This is a genomic window from Lysinibacillus sp. FW301-JW8 (genome assembly GCF_058788755.1).
The window spans coordinates 48,504-64,546 of sequence record NZ_JBYTBB010000018.1; the positions used below are offsets into that span (position 1 = coordinate 48,504).

Annotated in this window: 20 protein-coding genes; 18 read left to right on the top strand and 2 right to left on the bottom strand. The window is 38.2% G+C overall.

The features are described from left to right. Nucleotides 1–14 precede the first annotated feature (14 nt). From AC3WOM_RS09755 to AC3WOM_RS09795, 9 genes are all read left to right on the top strand, one after another. Nucleotides 15–371: a ribosomal-processing cysteine protease Prp gene (locus AC3WOM_RS09755; protein WP_492446483.1), complete on the top strand. Its 357-nt coding sequence runs from the start codon at nucleotides 15–17 to the stop codon at nucleotides 369–371. Further along, nucleotides 368–667 carry a 50S ribosomal protein L27 gene (rpmA, locus tag AC3WOM_RS09760; protein ID WP_053484817.1) on the top strand — a complete coding sequence of 100 codons (300 nt, stop codon included), beginning with the start codon at nucleotides 368–370 and terminating at the stop codon, nucleotides 665–667. Before AC3WOM_RS09755 ends, rpmA begins: the two co-directional genes overlap by 4 nt. 446 nt (nucleotides 668–1,113) lie before the next feature. Then, nucleotides 1,114–1,320 carry a hypothetical protein gene (locus tag AC3WOM_RS09765; protein WP_492446485.1) on the top strand — a complete coding sequence of 69 codons (207 nt, stop codon included), beginning with the start codon at nucleotides 1,114–1,116 and terminating at the stop codon, nucleotides 1,318–1,320. Nucleotides 1,321–1,501: 181 nt separating this feature from the next. Next, nucleotides 1,502–2,029 (top strand): Spo0B domain-containing protein, encoded by a 528-nt coding sequence (locus AC3WOM_RS09770; protein ID WP_492446487.1) that lies wholly within the window; start codon nucleotides 1,502–1,504, stop codon nucleotides 2,027–2,029. Nucleotides 2,030–2,034: 5 nt separating this feature from the next. Further along, nucleotides 2,035–3,324, top strand: coding sequence for a GTPase ObgE (obgE, locus tag AC3WOM_RS09775; protein ID WP_492446489.1), 1,290 nt, complete (start codon nucleotides 2,035–2,037; stop codon nucleotides 3,322–3,324). A 24-nt stretch (nucleotides 3,325–3,348) separates the two neighbouring features. Then, nucleotides 3,349–3,804 (top strand): ACT domain-containing protein, encoded by a 456-nt coding sequence (locus tag AC3WOM_RS09780; protein ID WP_283868916.1) that lies wholly within the window; start codon nucleotides 3,349–3,351, stop codon nucleotides 3,802–3,804. Between the two features lie 197 nt (nucleotides 3,805–4,001). Further along, the gene (gene pheA / locus AC3WOM_RS09785) at nucleotides 4,002–4,880 is read left to right on the top strand and encodes a prephenate dehydratase (protein WP_427541985.1); all 879 of its coding nucleotides are present in this window, start codon (nucleotides 4,002–4,004) and stop codon (nucleotides 4,878–4,880) included. A gap of 21 nt (nucleotides 4,881–4,901) precedes the next feature. After that, nucleotides 4,902–5,291: a thiol-disulfide oxidoreductase DCC family protein gene (locus AC3WOM_RS09790; protein ID WP_492446491.1), complete on the top strand. Its 390-nt coding sequence runs from the start codon at nucleotides 4,902–4,904 to the stop codon at nucleotides 5,289–5,291. Nucleotides 5,292–5,424: 133 nt separating this feature from the next. Continuing rightward, nucleotides 5,425–6,207, top strand: coding sequence for a hypothetical protein (locus tag AC3WOM_RS09795; protein WP_492446493.1), 783 nt, complete (start codon nucleotides 5,425–5,427; stop codon nucleotides 6,205–6,207). A 49-nt stretch (nucleotides 6,208–6,256) separates the two neighbouring features. On the opposite strand, the gene AC3WOM_RS09800 is transcribed toward AC3WOM_RS09795, so the two are convergent. Next, nucleotides 6,257–6,790: a transcription repressor NadR gene (locus AC3WOM_RS09800; protein ID WP_492446494.1), complete on the bottom strand. Its 534-nt coding sequence runs from the start codon at nucleotides 6,788–6,790 to the stop codon at nucleotides 6,257–6,259. A 142-nt stretch (nucleotides 6,791–6,932) separates the two neighbouring features. Between AC3WOM_RS09800 and AC3WOM_RS09805 the strand changes: the two genes are divergently transcribed. The 8 genes from AC3WOM_RS09805 to AC3WOM_RS09840 all read left to right on the top strand — a co-directional run bounded on the left by AC3WOM_RS09805 (nucleotide 6,933) and on the right by AC3WOM_RS09840 (nucleotide 14,122). Continuing rightward, nucleotides 6,933–7,991, top strand: coding sequence for a LysM peptidoglycan-binding domain-containing protein (locus AC3WOM_RS09805; protein WP_492446497.1), 1,059 nt, complete (start codon nucleotides 6,933–6,935; stop codon nucleotides 7,989–7,991). Between the two features lie 190 nt (nucleotides 7,992–8,181). Continuing rightward, nucleotides 8,182–8,859 (top strand): phosphotransferase, encoded by a 678-nt coding sequence (locus AC3WOM_RS09810; protein ID WP_492446499.1) that lies wholly within the window; start codon nucleotides 8,182–8,184, stop codon nucleotides 8,857–8,859. A gap of 114 nt (nucleotides 8,860–8,973) precedes the next feature. Next, nucleotides 8,974–9,594, top strand: coding sequence for a Holliday junction branch migration protein RuvA (gene ruvA, locus AC3WOM_RS09815; RefSeq protein WP_427541968.1), 621 nt, complete (start codon nucleotides 8,974–8,976; stop codon nucleotides 9,592–9,594). 18 nt (nucleotides 9,595–9,612) lie between these two features. Continuing rightward, nucleotides 9,613–10,617, top strand: a complete 1,005-nt coding sequence (ruvB, locus tag AC3WOM_RS09820; protein WP_427541965.1) for a Holliday junction branch migration DNA helicase RuvB — start codon at nucleotides 9,613–9,615, stop codon at nucleotides 10,615–10,617. 18 nt (nucleotides 10,618–10,635) lie between these two features. After that, the gene (gene queA, locus AC3WOM_RS09825) at nucleotides 10,636–11,676 is read left to right on the top strand and encodes a tRNA preQ1(34) S-adenosylmethionine ribosyltransferase-isomerase QueA (RefSeq protein ID WP_492446501.1); all 1,041 of its coding nucleotides are present in this window, start codon (nucleotides 10,636–10,638) and stop codon (nucleotides 11,674–11,676) included. 57 nt (nucleotides 11,677–11,733) lie between these two features. Next, entirely contained in the window at nucleotides 11,734–12,879 is a 1,146-nt protein-coding gene (gene tgt, locus AC3WOM_RS09830) for a tRNA guanosine(34) transglycosylase Tgt (protein ID WP_492446502.1), read from the top strand. 198 nt (nucleotides 12,880–13,077) lie between these two features. Further along, nucleotides 13,078–13,341, top strand: coding sequence for a preprotein translocase subunit YajC (yajC, locus tag AC3WOM_RS09835; protein ID WP_427541956.1), 264 nt, complete (start codon nucleotides 13,078–13,080; stop codon nucleotides 13,339–13,341). A gap of 145 nt (nucleotides 13,342–13,486) precedes the next feature. After that, nucleotides 13,487–14,122 carry a DUF421 domain-containing protein gene (locus AC3WOM_RS09840; RefSeq protein WP_492446504.1) on the top strand — a complete coding sequence of 212 codons (636 nt, stop codon included), beginning with the start codon at nucleotides 13,487–13,489 and terminating at the stop codon, nucleotides 14,120–14,122. On the opposite strand, the gene AC3WOM_RS09845 is transcribed toward AC3WOM_RS09840, so the two are convergent. Then, complete coding sequence (locus AC3WOM_RS09845) at nucleotides 14,119–15,636, bottom strand: putative polysaccharide biosynthesis protein (protein ID WP_427541950.1); 1,518 nt, start codon at nucleotides 15,634–15,636, stop codon at nucleotides 14,119–14,121. The genes AC3WOM_RS09840 and AC3WOM_RS09845 overlap by 4 nt on opposite strands. A gap of 93 nt (nucleotides 15,637–15,729) precedes the next feature. Here AC3WOM_RS09845 and AC3WOM_RS09850 point away from each other — a divergent pair, with 93 nt between their 5' ends. After that, nucleotides 15,730–16,038, top strand: coding sequence for a post-transcriptional regulator (locus tag AC3WOM_RS09850; protein WP_427541947.1), 309 nt, complete (start codon nucleotides 15,730–15,732; stop codon nucleotides 16,036–16,038). The last annotated feature ends 5 nt before the right edge of the window (nucleotides 16,039–16,043 follow it).

A 16,043-nucleotide genomic window follows, 5' to 3' on the forward strand; every position in this document is an offset into this window, starting at 1 on the left:
GTGAGGTGTAGCGAATGATACAAGTTACGATTCATCACGATGAAAATAGACATGTGTCAGCATTTGAATATTCAGGACATGCTGAATACGATGAATCTGGTAAGGATTTAGTATGTGCAGGGGCATCTACCATTGCCATTGGTACAGTAAATGCTATTTACGCGCTATTACAAATTCAGCCAGAGGTCGAACAAGCTGCTGAAGGTGGAGGCTATCTTAAGGTAGCTTTACCATCAGATTTAGAGCCTGAAGTAGATGCAAAACTACAGTTAATTGTCCAAGTTATGACTGCCCAAGTGTATTCTATGGTGCAAAATTACGGACAATACATCCAAATCAACTACAACCAAGTAGGAGGTGGAACTCGATGAAATTATTATTAGCATTAGACCTTCAACTTTTCGCATCGAAAAAAGGGGTAGGTTCTACTAAAAACGGACGTGACTCTGAGTCTAAACGTCTTGGTGCTAAACGTGCTGATGGCCAATTCGTAACTGGTGGTTCAATTCTTTACCGTCAACGCGGTACAAAAATTTACCCAGGTACAAACGTAGGTCGCGGTGGTGACGATACACTATTTGCTAAAGTTGACGGCGTTGTTAAATTCGAACGCTTAGGTCGCGATCGCAAACAAGTATCTGTATACCCAGCATCACAAGAAGCTTAATTATTAAAGGGCTGCTATTAAAGCAGTCCTTTTTTTACTGCCTCAATATAATATAATACATATAAAGACTTTTTACTAAGTAGAGTTGATATAGCGAAAACAACCCATATAAACAAAATAATAGATTGTAATAGAGTAATAGATAGGGTAATGAGATGAGATAAGTACTATATTGGAGCGATGGAATGTTTAACTTCTTTCAGCAGAAGTCTCCCACCTTTATAGATGGTGAGATGAATGCGAATTTAAGCAAAATTTGAGGATGCCATCGTACATGTAATTGAACAAACTTTGAAAGAATATAGAGACATATACGATCATTTGTATATAGTATCCATAGACTGCTGTGGAGATATGAGCTCAATGGGTTGGATTATTAATACAAAGGCTTATTTATCCGAACAGACTGTTATGAGTGCAGAGGATTATTGGTATTATAAGTATTCGTGGATAAATTTGATAATCATCGTAATAACATCATTGCTGCTTGTAAAAATGCACTTCGTCACCTCTCCATTCTATCGGGTATCTTGTTAACCTTTAATATAAGAGAATATTTGGAACAAGAAGAGCGCATAGCTTTATTTGAACTGTTTAATGGGAAAACAATGACAGCAGCAGAATATACTGAGAACATTAAAGTCCTTGTATAAAATAAAGTTCCATATAGATAAAATGAAAACAATCTATAGAAGCACTAAAAAGCAGTAAAACTCTAAAAGGTTTACTGTTTTCTTTTATTGGTAGTGCATGATAAAATTCGATGAAGAATTAAGGGAAAAATACAGTAAAACTTGTTATACTAGTAAGGATAACTTTATTGGAGTGAATGGGATGAACAATCAATCACTAACCATTAGTGAAGTATTACGTTTTGCAAATCATGATTATGTGAATCAACTTCAATTGATTCGCATGAATTTAGATTTAGGTAGAATTGACGAATCAAAAAAACTTATTCAAAATTATTCGGAACAATTACGAAAATTTTCTATCCTTAATCGTCTACAATTACCACAAACAATTGAGTGGCTACAAACGGCAGGTTGGCGCTATCCTTCCTTGCCATTAGAGCTTAGCGGTGAGATAAACAAGCCTGTTACCAATAATATTGATAGGGAAATTGTAGATACCTTAAACAAAACAGTTATGCATGTTTATGATACATTAGATCCATTTACAGAACAAAGCTTAGCGCTTGATGTACGTGTTGACGATCATACATTTGCCGTGACATTCACGCTAAATGGGCTATGGAGTGCTGATGCATTCACCGAAAAAGGTTTGAAACAATTAGACATTCAAACAATTGAGCAGACAACAACGAGCTGGCGATATGTATTGAGTGCAAGTAGGGAGTGAATTAAATGTTTGTCGATCACGTCAAGATTTATGTAAAAGGTGGCGACGGTGGGGATGGAATGGTAGCCTTCCGTCGTGAAAAATTTGTACCGAATGGTGGTCCTGCTGGTGGCGATGGTGGTCACGGTGGAAATGTTGTGTTTCAAGTTGAAGAGGGCCTGCGTACGTTAATGGATTTCCGCTACAAACGCCACTTCAAGGCTGACCGTGGTGAGCATGGTATGAGTAAAGGAATGCATGGTAAACGTGCAGACGATTTAATCGTTAAAGTACCACCAGGCACAGTCGTAATGAACGAAGAAACAGGCGTTGTTATTGCCGATTTAGTCGAGCATGGTCAACAGGCGATTATCGCAAAAGCAGGCCGTGGTGGACGTGGTAATTCTCGCTTTGCAACACCAGCAAATCCAGCTCCAGAACTTTCTGAAAAAGGTGAGCCAGGACAAGAATTAAATGTTATATTAGAGTTAAAAGTTTTAGCAGATGTGGGACTAGTAGGATTCCCAAGTGTTGGTAAATCTACACTTCTATCAGTTGTTTCTGCTGCTAAGCCAAAAATTGGTGCTTATCATTTTACAACAATCGTTCCGAATTTAGGCATGATTGAGACAGAGGATCATCGAAGCTTTGCGATGGCAGATTTACCTGGTCTTATTGAAGGAGCACATGAAGGGGTGGGCTTAGGTCATCAGTTTTTACGTCATATCGAGCGTACACGTGTTATTGTTCATGTGATCGATATGTCAGGGATGGAAGGTCGCGATCCATATGAGGATTATTTAACAATTAATGAGGAACTAAAACAATATAATCTTCGTTTAACAGAGCGTCCTCAAATTATTGTAGCCAATAAAATGGATATGCCAGAAGCAGAAAATAACTTAGCGGAGTTCCGCCAAAAAGTAGGAGAAGATATTCAAATCTTCCCGATTTCTGCGATTTCGCGTCAAGGTTTAAAAGAATTATTATTTGCCATTGCAGATTTACTAGAGGTAACACCAGAATTCCCTCTATATGATGATTTAGAGGACCAATCAGAGGCAACAGTCATGTATAAACATGAGGCAAAAGGTGAAGATTTTGAAATCACTCGTGATGATGATGGAACATTTATTATTAGTGGTTATGCAATTGAACGCCTATTCAAAATGACTGACTTTAGCCGTGAAGATGGAATTCGCCGCTTTGCTCGTCAATTACGTGCAATGGGCGTAGATGAAGCTTTACGTGAACGAGGAGCGCAAGATGGCGATACAGTTCGTCTACAAGAGTTTGAATTTGAATTTGTCGATTAAGACAAGAGTTTTAGGGGGAAGCGTATGAAGAATGTTGCGAATCAGCGATATTATTTAGTTCGTGAAGATGTTTTAACGGATGCTATGCAAAAAACTTTGGAGGCGAAGCACTTACTTTCAAGTGGATCAGTTTCATCCATTTGGGATGCGGTAAAGCAGGTGGATTTATCGCGAAGTGCGTTTTACAAATATCGTGATGCTGTATTTCCTTTCCACTCAATTGTGCAGGAACGCATTTTAACAGTCTTTTTACAGCTTCAAGACCGTAAAGGAACACTTGCAAAGCTTCTAGAAACAGTAACAAACACACATTGCAATGTGCTAACAATTCATCAAACCATACCTATTCAAGGGCGTGCTAATGTTACTTTATCATTAGATGTAACAAGCATGACTTGTGAGCTTGATGAATTAATACAGCAACTAAAGCGTTTAGATTTTGTAGAATCAGCGGAAGTTATTAGTTCTGGAGCATTGTAATATCTGTTTTGAATTGCTGCTAAGGTAGAAGACGGCAAATAAAGCTTTAAGAGGAGCGTCTCATTAGAAATGGTATCTGATGGGACAGCTCCTCATTCTTATCATTCTAGAAACGAATAGGATATTAGTGCAGGTGTCAAAAACATATATGTAAAAATAATTTATAAACTACAATTGTAGTGAAGGAGGTAATTGCAATGACAGAGCAGCATTGGGAAAAACGAATCGCATATTTAGGACCAGAAGCATCTTTTACATACTTAGCCACAAAAGCAATCTTTCCAACCGAGTGGCTCGTTCCATGTGCAACAATTCCAGAATGCATTGAGGCGGTAGCTGAGGGGAAGGTAGATTTAGCAGTTGTTCCTATGGAGAATGCTCTAGAGGGCTCTGTAACACTGACACTCGATTATTTATTCCATGAGGCAATCTTATACGTTACAGGAGAGCTTCAGTTAAAAATCCAGCAGCATTTAATGGTCAATAAAGCCCAAAAGGATCATTGGGAATCAATTGAGGGTGTTTATTCACATCCACACGCATTAGCACAATGTCATAAATACTTATTCTATCGCTTCAGCCATGTACCATTACAACAAACAACTTCAACTGCCGCAGCGGCAAAATATGTATCCGAAAATCCAAACGAGTGCATTGCAGCAGTTGGCAATGCAGCAGCGGCAGAAAAATATGATTTGGAAATCGTTCAACCAAATATTCATGATTTCCATTTTAATCATACACGTTTCTTCGTATTATCAAAGCAAAATATACGGCTCCCACAGGAATTATCAGATGGACAGGCAAAAACAACTTTTATGATTACCTTACCTACTGACCGTTCAGGGGCATTACATCAAGTGCTATCTGTATTTGCATGGCGGCAGTTAAATTTAAGTAAAATTGAATCCCGTCCATTAAAAACGGGCTTAGGTGACTATTTCTTTATGATTGATGTCTTAGCAGATGAAAAAGAACCTATGATGCGCGGGGCAATGGAAGAACTAGCTGCACTTGGCTGCAAGGTAAAATCACTTGGTACTTACTTTACGTATTTGACGTCAGATGAATCTTAAAAACGGGCTAGGAGGCTTAGTATGGGCGGCATTATTTTGTTTGATGGGATCTGTAATTTTTGTGATAGCAGTGTGCAATTTATTATTAGGTATGATCAGGCAGCGTATTTTCAATTTGCGTCCATCCAAAGTGATGTGGGACAAGCACTCCTTACAAAATATAATGTGTCAGAGAATGTTGACAGTGTTATATTAATCGAACATGGAAAGGCATATGTTGAATCAACAGCTGCTCTTAGAATCAGTCGAAAATTAGATGGTTTGTGGTCAATCTGCTATCTTTTCATTATCGTACCACCATATTTACGAAATATTGTGTATCGAGCAGTGGCGAAAAATAGATATCGTCTTTTTGGTCAAAAAAAAATTTGCCTTTTGCCTACATCTTCCCAGCAAAAAAGATTTCTCTAGCTATGAAGCTATCCAATTTATATTGGATAGCTTTTTTTGTCAAAAAATGACTAAAATTGCTGAGTCGATTTCCTCCTTAAACATGTTACACTAGTATTAATAGTATTTATTTGGTAAAAAAGGAGGTAAAAGTATGTTTTTGGTGGATATTCAAAAGGAGATTAAAAAAATTGCACCAGCAATACAACTGAATAAAGAAAAAATAAAGATACTTTTTGTGGAAAAATTACAGAACAATGAACCAGATTTCCTACATATGTTTCAAGATGATGTCAACAAAATAGAAGAATTTGCAATGTCATTAATCGATATGGTTTTTGGAGCTGTGATGCAAGAATCTTTAAAACAATTTATCCCATCCATAAAACCAATCGTACATCAGTACCAAAGCTTGGGCCTTTTACCAGATCATTATAAAAATTTAGGTAAATATTTAATAATTTCTATTCGCGAAGCATTAGAGGAAAGTGTTACACATGAAGAAATTATTGCTTTTCAATTAATATTTTATCGATTAGCAGAAATAGCCACTCGATTAGAAAAAAATGACTACAAAAAAGTAAAAATAGGTATGCATACTTGGTTTTTTAAATCATTTCGTGTTGTGAAAAAAGTACAGGAAAGCGATTTAGTCGTGTTAATTTATATTGTACCAATAGATGGTACAATTGCACCTATAGATGGAACAGATAACTATGTTTCAGTGCGTTTAACAATGCTGAATGAAGCACCTTCTCTTCAAAAAAATTTCCCAGTAATTGAAAAGACAGGTCATAAAGGGTATGTAATGACCATCAGTCGAAGTGCTAACATCCAGAAAAATGATCCCCTGACGGATTATTTATTTAACCAGTTAACTGAAGGGGATACAATTGAGATTACCTCACCAAAAAGTAATAAAAAATATAACAGATAAAAAGCAGCTGCTAGTCTTTTTGTAGAGAAGGCTAGCAGCTAAGAAAATACTATTGATCTGCAATTAAATAGCCTTTATTTTCTAATGTACGCTCAATCAAATTTAATATTTCTGTTGAAGGTGCAGAAATAACATGTAGATGTGTACCTCCAGTGAGCTCGGATAAATAGCTTGCCTGTGTTTTGTTAATACGTTCAATAAATTGTTTAACCTCATGCCGATTAGATACCATGAGGGACGCAGTAATTTCACCATAAATTGGATGTTCAACGATAACATTTTTTACTGTGCCTCCACAGTCAACGATGGTCATCAACTCATCTTCAGCATCCACTGATGTATGGAAACAGGGGATTGTCCGTTCTACAGTATGCTGCAAGTGTTCCTGGTGCATATAGAGATAGCCTTGGCTAGTTGCAATAATAGGCTCATTTCTAGCCTTTAATAATGTCATATCATTGACAATGACTTGTCTAGAAACATTGGCAAATTTAGCTAGGTCTGTGCCTGTTATAGGTGTTGTACTATTTTTTAATTGTGCCAGAAGATACAATCTGCGCTCCTCGCCTAACATTTTTTTCATAAGAGATCACCTCTGCCTGTAATAAAGGAAGCAGTTTTCCTTAAAGCTTAGTGTACCATGAAGCATTTCTAACATGCGTGAATTTTTTGTATCCAAATGAAACATTGAACATATGATACGTAGAGAGGAAGGGAGGAAAACATTGCGTATTCATATTGTTCAAAAGGGAGATACGTTGTGGAAGATTGCCAAAGAATACGGCGTTTCGTTTGAAGATTTAAAGAGACTGAATGCCCATCTTGCTAATCCAGATTATATTGTTCCAGGCATGGAAATCATTTTGCCTGAAAAAATAAACAAAGAACCGCATAGAGAAGGGCATCGAGATGGGAACAGAGAGGGACATAGAGAAACAAACTGGGGAACACATAAAGAAGGACATAAGGAAACACAAATGCACAAAGAATCACCTACAAAGCCAGGTAAAGAAAGTGTTAAAAAAGAGGTACAAAGACCAATGCCACCACCTGTTGTGGTGCCACCACCACCGATGCCCGAACCACAGATGATACCAATACCTTATCCAATGCCGATGCCAATGCCACAACAACCGATGTTTGTACCACAGCCTGTAGAGCTAAGCTGGCACCAGCAAGTAGTTATGCCGCAGATAGAGCAAACACAAAACGTTGCTCCACCACCAGTACAAATTCAACCGCCACCTGTTATACAACCAGCACCGCCACCGCCAATGCCACAACCGATTTATATCATGCCACCACAAATGCCAGCAGTACCACATTGTTCTAGCTGTCATCAGCCAGTTCATCATCATATGTGGTGGCCAATGCAGATGCCAATGCAAATGCCAATGCAAATGCCAATGCAAATGCCGATGCAAATGGAGCCACAAGTAGAAGCCTATACAATGCCACAGCAACCAACATCTTGTGAAATGAAGGGTAGTCATGTAGCTGGAATGGAGAATTTCTTAGAGTCAAGCACATCACCGTTCTTCCAAAAACCTGAAGCATATACGCAGCCTCAGTTCCAACCTATGCCAGAGATGAATATGGGGCAGTCTTGTGGTTGCAATGCTCAACCAATGATGCCGAATTGGCAAATGGACCCATGTCACTGCCCACCGCCATGCCCACCACCGCCACCATGTCCATCGGCTTGCCCACCGCCATGCCCGACATGTGGACCATGGGTGTCACCGCACTTATACCCAGGCGGGATGACGCCTTATCGATGGTGAAAAAGCATATATTATTGAGGAACTAAAGCCTAATATTTGGAAATATAAATATCGCTCCAAAACCTATTTTGTCAAACGTGCAAAGCAATTAGAAATAACAGAAAAGGTAAAGGCAATCCATCGACAGCTTGGACGGCTTACGCCTTCGTTAATTTTGCCTATAGTGAAGAGTGATGATGAAAATTTAATTGTGCAAGTATGGCAAGAGGATAGCCATAGTGCTAATTTTACTCATAAAAAGGACAGAATAGAATCTCTTAAGCTATTAATTGCTTTACATGATACCTATAAAAAAATATCCTGGAAAAAAATACCGGGTTTACACACTTATTCACAGCTTTTAAAATGGCAAATGCGTTATCTACGTTTTAAGAGCAGACGCAATGAATTCCGCGCTTTTTTAACAAAAGAAGAAATAGATCAAATTTTACACTATAGTGATAAATCCTTACAGTTAATCTCTATGGAGGATGTACCCGAAAAAGATATTACACTTTTACATGGAGATGTTGTACATCATAATTTTTTAAGATGCTCTGATGGCGAATTAAAGTTAATTGATTTTGATTTGGCACATCTTGGAGAAGCGGATGATGAATATATTTTATGGTTACATCGGGTATTACCAGCGGTAGATTATGACCTTACTAAAATTTTTTCAGAGCTACCAGAGCTGAAACGATTAGATAAAAGAAAGCTACATCGTTTAAAATATCCAAATGAACTATTACGAGAATGGCTTTTTGCAGTAGATTTACCATTAGAACAGCAACTAGTATTTTTAGATTATTTAGTACCGTTTACAAAACGTGCCCTCACATACTGGCCAAAATTGTGGTACGATATTGATAGAATGATGAAAAAATGACCGTCTTTTGGCGGTCATTTTTGTGTGGGTGCAACTACTATACTATCTTTCTTATAGTCGAGCATTCGTTCGCTATATGCTATAATCGAAGACGATGAATGTGAGGGATTATAGATGTATGACTATTTAAAAGGACAAATAACACGTATTACCCCTGAGTATATTGTGCTAGAGCAGCAAGGAATTGGATGGCAGCTAAACACACCGAATCCATTTGCGTTTAGAACATCAGCCCTTGAACAACAAATTTTTGTACACTTACACGTACGTGAAGATGCGCAAGTTTTATATGGTTTTCCTAATCTGGACCAACGAGAATTATTTCGTAAGCTCATTTTAGTTTCAGGAATTGGGCCAAAAGGAGCGTTGGCTATTTTAGCTACAGGTAACCCACAGCAGGTAATTAGTGCTATTGAAAGAGAAGATGAAACTTTTTTAGTAAAATTCCCCGGTGTAGGAAAAAAAACAGCACGCCAAATGATTTTAGATTTAAAAGGCAAGCTTGGTTCCATACTGGACACAATTGAATTGCCTAGTACTGAGGATGAGTTACCACTTTTCGGTGTAAACCCGTATAAACATGAGCTGGAGGAGGCAATTCTTGCTTTATTGGCACTTGGTTATTCTGAAAAAGAGCTTGAAAAAGTACGTCCACAGCTTGAGGAAAATGAAAAGCTGCAAACGACAGATGCCTTTATGAAACAAGCGTTACAATTGCTACTTAAGTTGAAATAGTGAAAGGGGGAAAAGTACATGTCTGAACGTATGATGGCTAGTGAGGCAGGCAGCTATGATGAGCAATTTGAATTATCTTTAAGACCCCAGCGATTGGCACAATATATTGGACAGCATAAAGTAAAGGAGAATTTACAAATTTTCATTGAAGCAGCAAAGCTTCGTCAGGAAAGTTTAGATCATGTGCTATTATATGGACCTCCTGGACTTGGGAAAACGACACTAGCTGCTGTTATTGCCAATGAAATGAATGTCAATGTGCGCATGACAAGCGGACCTGCAATCGAACGTCCTGGAGATTTAGCAGCTATTTTAAGTTCATTAGAGCCTGGAGATGTACTATTTATCGATGAAATTCATCGCTTGCCACGTGCTATTGAAGAAGTACTTTATCCAGCCATGGAAGATTTTTGCTTAGATATTGTTGTTGGTAAAGGGCCTGAAGCACGTTCTGTCCGTCTTGATTTGCCACCATTTACGCTCGTCGGTGCCACAACAAGGGCTGGCGCATTATCGGCACCTTTAAGGGATCGCTTTGGTGTACTGCTGAGGTTAGAGTATTATGATGATACATCACTTGCTGAGATTGTCGTGCGTAGTGCACATTTATTTGATGTGGAAATTGAGCAAGTAGCAGCAGGTGAAATGGCTAGACGCTCGCGTGGAACACCTCGTATAGCAAACCGCTTGTTGAAGCGGGTGCGAGATTATGCACAGGTGCTTGGAGATGGTATGATAACAGAGAATCTTGCAAAGCAAGCATTAGAGCTGTTACAGGTCGATCCTAGAGGACTTGATCATATAGACCATAAACTAGTAACCAATATGATTGAGCGCTTTAAGGGAGGTCCTGTAGGCTTAGATACATTAGCTGCATCCATCGGTGAGGAGCGGATTACAATAGAAGATGTCTATGAGCCGTATTTAATGCAAATTGGCTTTATCCAGCGTACTCCACGTGGAAGAGTCGCTAGTCATTTAGCCTACGAACATTTTGGATATGATTATCCCCAACAAACATAGAAGAAGGAAGTTTTTTTCATGCGTGTAGAAGATTTTGATTTTGAATTACCAGAGGAGCTTATAGCCCAAACGCCGCTTGTCGATCGAACAGCTAGCCGATTAATGGTTGTGACGCCAGGCTCAAATGTAGTGGAGCATCATCATTTTGCACATATTTTAGATGAGCTACATGCTGGTGATTGCCTTGTGCTAAATGATACAAGAGTACTGCCAGCGCGTTTAATGGGCATAAAAGAAGAAACGGGTGCCCATATAGAAGTATTGTTATTAAAGCAAATGGCTGGTACGGATGAATGGGAAACACTTGTGAAGCCAGCAAAGCGTGTAAAAGTCGGTACAATTGTCACATTTGGAGATGGCTTACTGACAGCTACTTGTACAGGAGAGCTTGATCATGGCGGACGTACATTTGAGTTTAACTATAATGGGATTTTTTATGAAATTTTAGAGCAGCTTGGTGAGATGCCCTTACCTCCATATATTCGCGAAAAATTAGAGGATAAGGATCGATACCAAACCGTCTATGCTAAAGAACGAGGCTCAGCTGCAGCTCCAACAGCGGGACTGCATTTTACAGAAGAATTACTAGAACAAGTAAAGGCTAAAGGTGTGGAGGTTGTCTTTATCACGTTACATGTGGGACTCGGAACTTTTCGACCTGTCAGTGTAGATTCCATTGAAAATCACGAAATGCATGCTGAATTCTATAGTGTGACAGAAGAAGCTGCTTCAACGATTAATCGTCTAAAACGTAATGGTGGCAAAGTGATTGCAGTTGGGACAACTTCTACACGAACACTAGAAACTATTGGCTCTAAATATAATGGAGAAGTGCGAGCAGAACAAGGCTGGACCTCTATTTTTATTTACCCAGGTTATGAATTTACAGTGGTAGATGGCTTAATTACAAACTTCCATTTGCCGAAATCTACCCTTGTCATGCTTGTTAGTACGCTTGCAACAAGAGAGACAATTTTAAGTGCCTATCATCAAGCTGTAGAGGAAAAATATCGCTTCTTTAGCTTCGGTGATGCTATGTTTATTCGTCCGAAGAGATAATTAAGGATAAAATCGGAGTACTGTTTTTACTTCAGATAAGAGAGGAATATTTATTTTATGACACAACCAGCAATTCGTTATGAACTACTTCATACTTGTAAGCAAACAGGAGCACGTCTTGGTATCGTGCATACACCACATGGCTCCTTTGAAACACCGACCTTTATGCCAGTAGGGACGCAAGCAACCGTTAAAACAATGTCTCCTGAGGAGCTAAAGGAAATGAATGCAGGTATCATCCTATCTAATACGTACCATTTATGGCTTCGTCCAGGCAATGATATTGTCAAGGAAGCAGGGGGCTTGCATAAATTTATGAACTGGGATCGCCCAATTTTAACAGATTCAGGTGGCTTCCAAGTATTCTCACTTAGTCAATTCCGAAAAATTGAAGAAGAAGGGGTTCACTTCCGCAATCATTTGAATGGAGATAAATTGTTTTTAAGCCCAGAAAAGGCAATGGAAATTCAAAATGATTTAGGTTCAGACATTATGATGGCCTTTGATGAATGTCCGCCATACCCTGCAACTTACGACTATATGCTACAATCTGTTGACCGAACAACTCGTTGGGCGAAGCGTTGTAAAGAAGCACATAACCGTCCAGAAGAGCAAGGGCTGTTTGGTATTATTCAGGGTGGAGAATATGAGGAATTACGCCGTCGTTCAGCAGAAGCATTAGTCGAGCTAGATTTCCCAGGATATGCTATTGGAGGGCTGTCCGTTGGCGAACCAAAGGATGTCATGAATAGAGTTTTAGAGTTTACTACACCATTAATGCCTGCAAATAAACCACGTTATTTAATGGGGGTTGGTTCACCTGACTCATTAATCGACGGGGCAATTCGTGGTATTGATATGTTTGACTGTGTACTGCCAACACGTATTGCACGTAATGGTACACTAATGACTTCTGAAGGACGTTTAGTAGTGAAGAATGCAAAGTATGCTCGTGATTTTGGCCCGATTGATCCGAATTGTGATTGCTATACTTGTAAAAATTATTCACGTGCTTATATTCGACATCTTATTCGTACTGAGGAAACGTTTGGTATTCGTTTAACGTCATACCATAACTTACACTTCCTATTGAAATTAATGGAGCAAGTACGTGAGGCAATCCGTGAAGATCGTCTAGGTGATTTCCGAGAAGAGTTTTTCGAGAAATACGGCTTTAATGGCCCAGATGCTAAAAACTTTTAATTTTAAGGCAAAAAGATATGCACAAAAAATAGTCAAAAGATAATGTGAATCACTGTGAATAGTGTATATTTCTAGCAAAATATTGTCTATTATAGAAAAAATATTAGTAATATAGAAAATTTTTGGGCTTGTCCATCGCTTTTTAATGGTGGAATAGTCTATACTAAAAAAAGTGATAATGGAAAGGGGGCAAGAATTATGAATTCGTATTTACAATTTATACCGATAGTGTTGATGTTCGTTGCAATGTGGTTTATTTTAATCCGCCCTGCTAAAAAGAGACAGCAGGAAACACAAAATATGCAGAGCAATTTGCAACGTGGAGATAAAGTAATTACAATAGGTGGCTTACATGGTGTGATTGATTCGATTGAGGATACAGCAGTAACATTGAAAATCTCAGAAAATGTACGTGTAAAATTTGATCGTCAAGCAATCGGACGCATTGTAAGTGAAAAATAACTAAACTTCGATTTAAAGGTGTTGTCCAACATAAATTTGGATAATGCCTTTTGTATTTCTTATCGCCATTTCAATTATTTTTGACTAAGCATTTCTGTATAAAATGCAACATACACGGTCACCTTGTTAGTATGGGGGTGACTGTATGGAAGAATATTTAATTATTATTTTTAGAACATGCTTTATCTATGTGTTTATTCTAATCATTTTTCGTTTAATGGGTAAACGTGAGGTTGGTGAATTATCTGTCATCGATTTAGTGGTATCCATTTTAATGGCTGAGGTTGCCGCATTTGCACTTGATGACTTTGAAACTCCTTTAATGCATGCCGTTTTACCAATTATCATGTTGTTTTTTATTCAAATAGGAAGTGCTTATTTATCATTAAAAAATAAAAAATTTCGTGATTTAGTGGATGGTGATCCAGTTTTACTGGTTAAGGATGGTGTCATTTTAGAAAAAGAAATGCGCAAGCAACGCTATAATTTAGATGATTTGTGTCAGCAATTGCGCGAAAATGGCACTGCCTCTGTTACAGAAGTTGCTTACGCTTATTTGGAGCCCTCTGGGAATCTTTCTGTTTATGAGAAAGATGAAAAGGCATTTGTATACCCACTGATAATCGATGGCGATATTCAAGAAAGACATTTGAAACTTCTGCATAAGGATGCTGAGTGGCTAATAGCTGAGTTAGCCAAAAATAATATTACAAATTGTAAAACTGTATTTTTTTGTATTTGGGAAGATAATCGACTCCATATTCAACTGAAAGAATCTTAAACTTTTTTCACTAATTTCCGTAGATACTGGACATCCGTAAAACGTAGCTGATTCGAGAAAATTAAAAAAGTAAATAGTAAAAATAAAGTTACACAACTACTTAAAATAAAAGGTAAAGACATGATGGGTATTAAAAAATATTGAGTGACGCAAACCCCAATAAAGCAACTATAAGGTACTACAAACATTCTAAAGCCTGCACGTAAATTTTTGCGTTGTCTGACTGTTGCGATATGCAAGAACGAAGTAAGTAATACACCAAATCCAATTGCCACAACTGCCCCCTTTTCCTGTATACCAGGCTGAGAAGCGAGCACAAACATGACAAATAGCTTTCCTAGACCACCGTAAATGGAGTTCATCATGGCAGCGCGGGCCTCGCCTATTGCCTGCAATATCGAGTGCAATGGACTTTGAATATAGTAAAAGTAAAAAATAGGGGCTAATATTTTCACATAACCTCGATTTTCTTGTAGATGAAAGAGCTTCATCGCTAGTTCATCACCGTGAACAAAAAAATACGTAGCGGCAATACATCCCACTAAAGACGATAATCGCAACGACACGGAGATACGTTCCTGTAAAAGCGGTGTATGCTGACGAGCTACAGCATCGCTAACAGCCGGAATTAGGACAATCGACAGTGCAGTGGATACAAAAGCCGGGAATAACAAAAGCGGCACTAGTACGCCCGAAATAACACCATAAAGAATCGTTGCTGCGGAGGCTGTCAATCCAGCCATTGTTAGAGCCTTTAAAAAGATAATCGGCTCTAAAAACCATGTAAAGGAACCAAATAGCTTGCTTCCAGCAGAGGGGAGGGCTACTCGTAACATGGGTGAGGAAGGATATGCCTCGATTTTATTTTTTCTTGTCAATAATTTTTTCTTTGAAATAATATAATGCATCCACAAATATAAGAAAGCAATTACTTCTGCTAGAAGCGTAATCCCCATGGCAGAGGCTGCTGTTACAGAAGCATTATTATAATTTGCTACATATGGAAGCATAAATGTGATAAAGCCAATACGTACAAGTTGTTCAAGCATTTGAGACCAAGCTGTTGGTGTAATTTTCGCGATACCCTGTAAATAAGCGCGCAATAGCCCAGAGCCAACTGACACAGGCACCGCAAAGAGCGCAATCCAGAGCGTAAAGGTTGTATGTTCATTATGTAATAGTGTAGTCGAGATATATGGTATTGCTAGTGCAACAATTGGCATAAAGATGATCATACCAATAAATGACCAAAGTATAGCCGTTTTCATAACACCAAAGATGTTTTCACGTTTGTTTTTTGCTAGTAGCTCTGCTACAATTTTTGCTACAGCGATAGGTAGTCCAAGTTGAATGAGTGAGATAAAGAAAATAAAAGCAGGATAGACGGTCATATAAATACCGACTGCTTCTTCACCAGCGATCCGCATAAACTGCATTCTATAAAAGAAGCCAAAGAGTTTCGATAAAAAAATCACGAACATCAAAAATAGTGTACCTCGTACAAAAGAACTCATGCCATCCGTCCCTTCTCAAGCCGCAAAAATTCATTTACACTATTTGTATGCAAACATGTCTTACGATACAACTTTGATTGGAGATGATTCAAAATGAGTGTGCAATATGAGCAACTATTTGAAAAAATTCGTCCGGCAATTGATAGTAAGATAGGAGAGTTTCAGCATTTTCAATACGATGCGATTACAGCAGAAGAACTTTGGCGCTATTGTATAGAGAAAAAATGGCGTAAAAAAAATATCGAACAATTACGATTACATCAGATTATCGCTACTATTTTTTCTGTATCTCCGTCGGATATTGTATCTTTTAATCAAGTAGAGTTTTTACAAAGTAATAATTGGTTTTCAGAATTGAACGCAGAAGAGTTAAAAATGCTACTTGGACCAGTTAAAGTTTAAGAACT

Bases quoted from the DNA above. Each gene is read 5' to 3' on its own strand.
- AC3WOM_RS09845 (WP_427541950.1), bottom strand. From the start codon at position 15,636: ATGAGTTCTTTTGTACGAGGTACACTATTTTTGATGTTCGTGATTTTT.
- AC3WOM_RS09850 (WP_427541947.1), top strand. From the start codon at position 15,730: ATGAGTGTGCAATATGAGCAACTATTTGAAAAAATTCGTCCGGCAATT.
- ruvB (WP_427541965.1), top strand. From the start codon at position 9,613: ATGTCTGAACGTATGATGGCTAGTGAGGCAGGCAGCTATGATGAGCAA.
- AC3WOM_RS09770 (WP_492446487.1), top strand. From the start codon at position 1,502: ATGAACAATCAATCACTAACCATTAGTGAAGTATTACGTTTTGCAAAT.
- tgt (WP_492446502.1), top strand. From the start codon at position 11,734: ATGACACAACCAGCAATTCGTTATGAACTACTTCATACTTGTAAGCAA.
- AC3WOM_RS09755 (WP_492446483.1), top strand. From the start codon at position 15: ATGATACAAGTTACGATTCATCACGATGAAAATAGACATGTGTCAGCA.
- AC3WOM_RS09780 (WP_283868916.1), top strand. From the start codon at position 3,349: ATGAAGAATGTTGCGAATCAGCGATATTATTTAGTTCGTGAAGATGTT.
- queA (WP_492446501.1), top strand. From the start codon at position 10,636: ATGCGTGTAGAAGATTTTGATTTTGAATTACCAGAGGAGCTTATAGCC.
- AC3WOM_RS09800 (WP_492446494.1), bottom strand. From the start codon at position 6,790: ATGAAAAAAATGTTAGGCGAGGAGCGCAGATTGTATCTTCTGGCACAA.
- yajC (WP_427541956.1), top strand. From the start codon at position 13,078: ATGAATTCGTATTTACAATTTATACCGATAGTGTTGATGTTCGTTGCA.
- rpmA (WP_053484817.1), top strand. From the start codon at position 368: ATGAAATTATTATTAGCATTAGACCTTCAACTTTTCGCATCGAAAAAA.
- AC3WOM_RS09795 (WP_492446493.1), top strand. From the start codon at position 5,425: ATGTTTTTGGTGGATATTCAAAAGGAGATTAAAAAAATTGCACCAGCA.
- pheA (WP_427541985.1), top strand. From the start codon at position 4,002: ATGACAGAGCAGCATTGGGAAAAACGAATCGCATATTTAGGACCAGAA.
- ruvA (WP_427541968.1), top strand. From the start codon at position 8,974: ATGTATGACTATTTAAAAGGACAAATAACACGTATTACCCCTGAGTAT.
- AC3WOM_RS09840 (WP_492446504.1), top strand. From the start codon at position 13,487: ATGGAAGAATATTTAATTATTATTTTTAGAACATGCTTTATCTATGTG.
- AC3WOM_RS09790 (WP_492446491.1), top strand. From the start codon at position 4,902: ATGGGCGGCATTATTTTGTTTGATGGGATCTGTAATTTTTGTGATAGC.
- obgE (WP_492446489.1), top strand. From the start codon at position 2,035: ATGTTTGTCGATCACGTCAAGATTTATGTAAAAGGTGGCGACGGTGGG.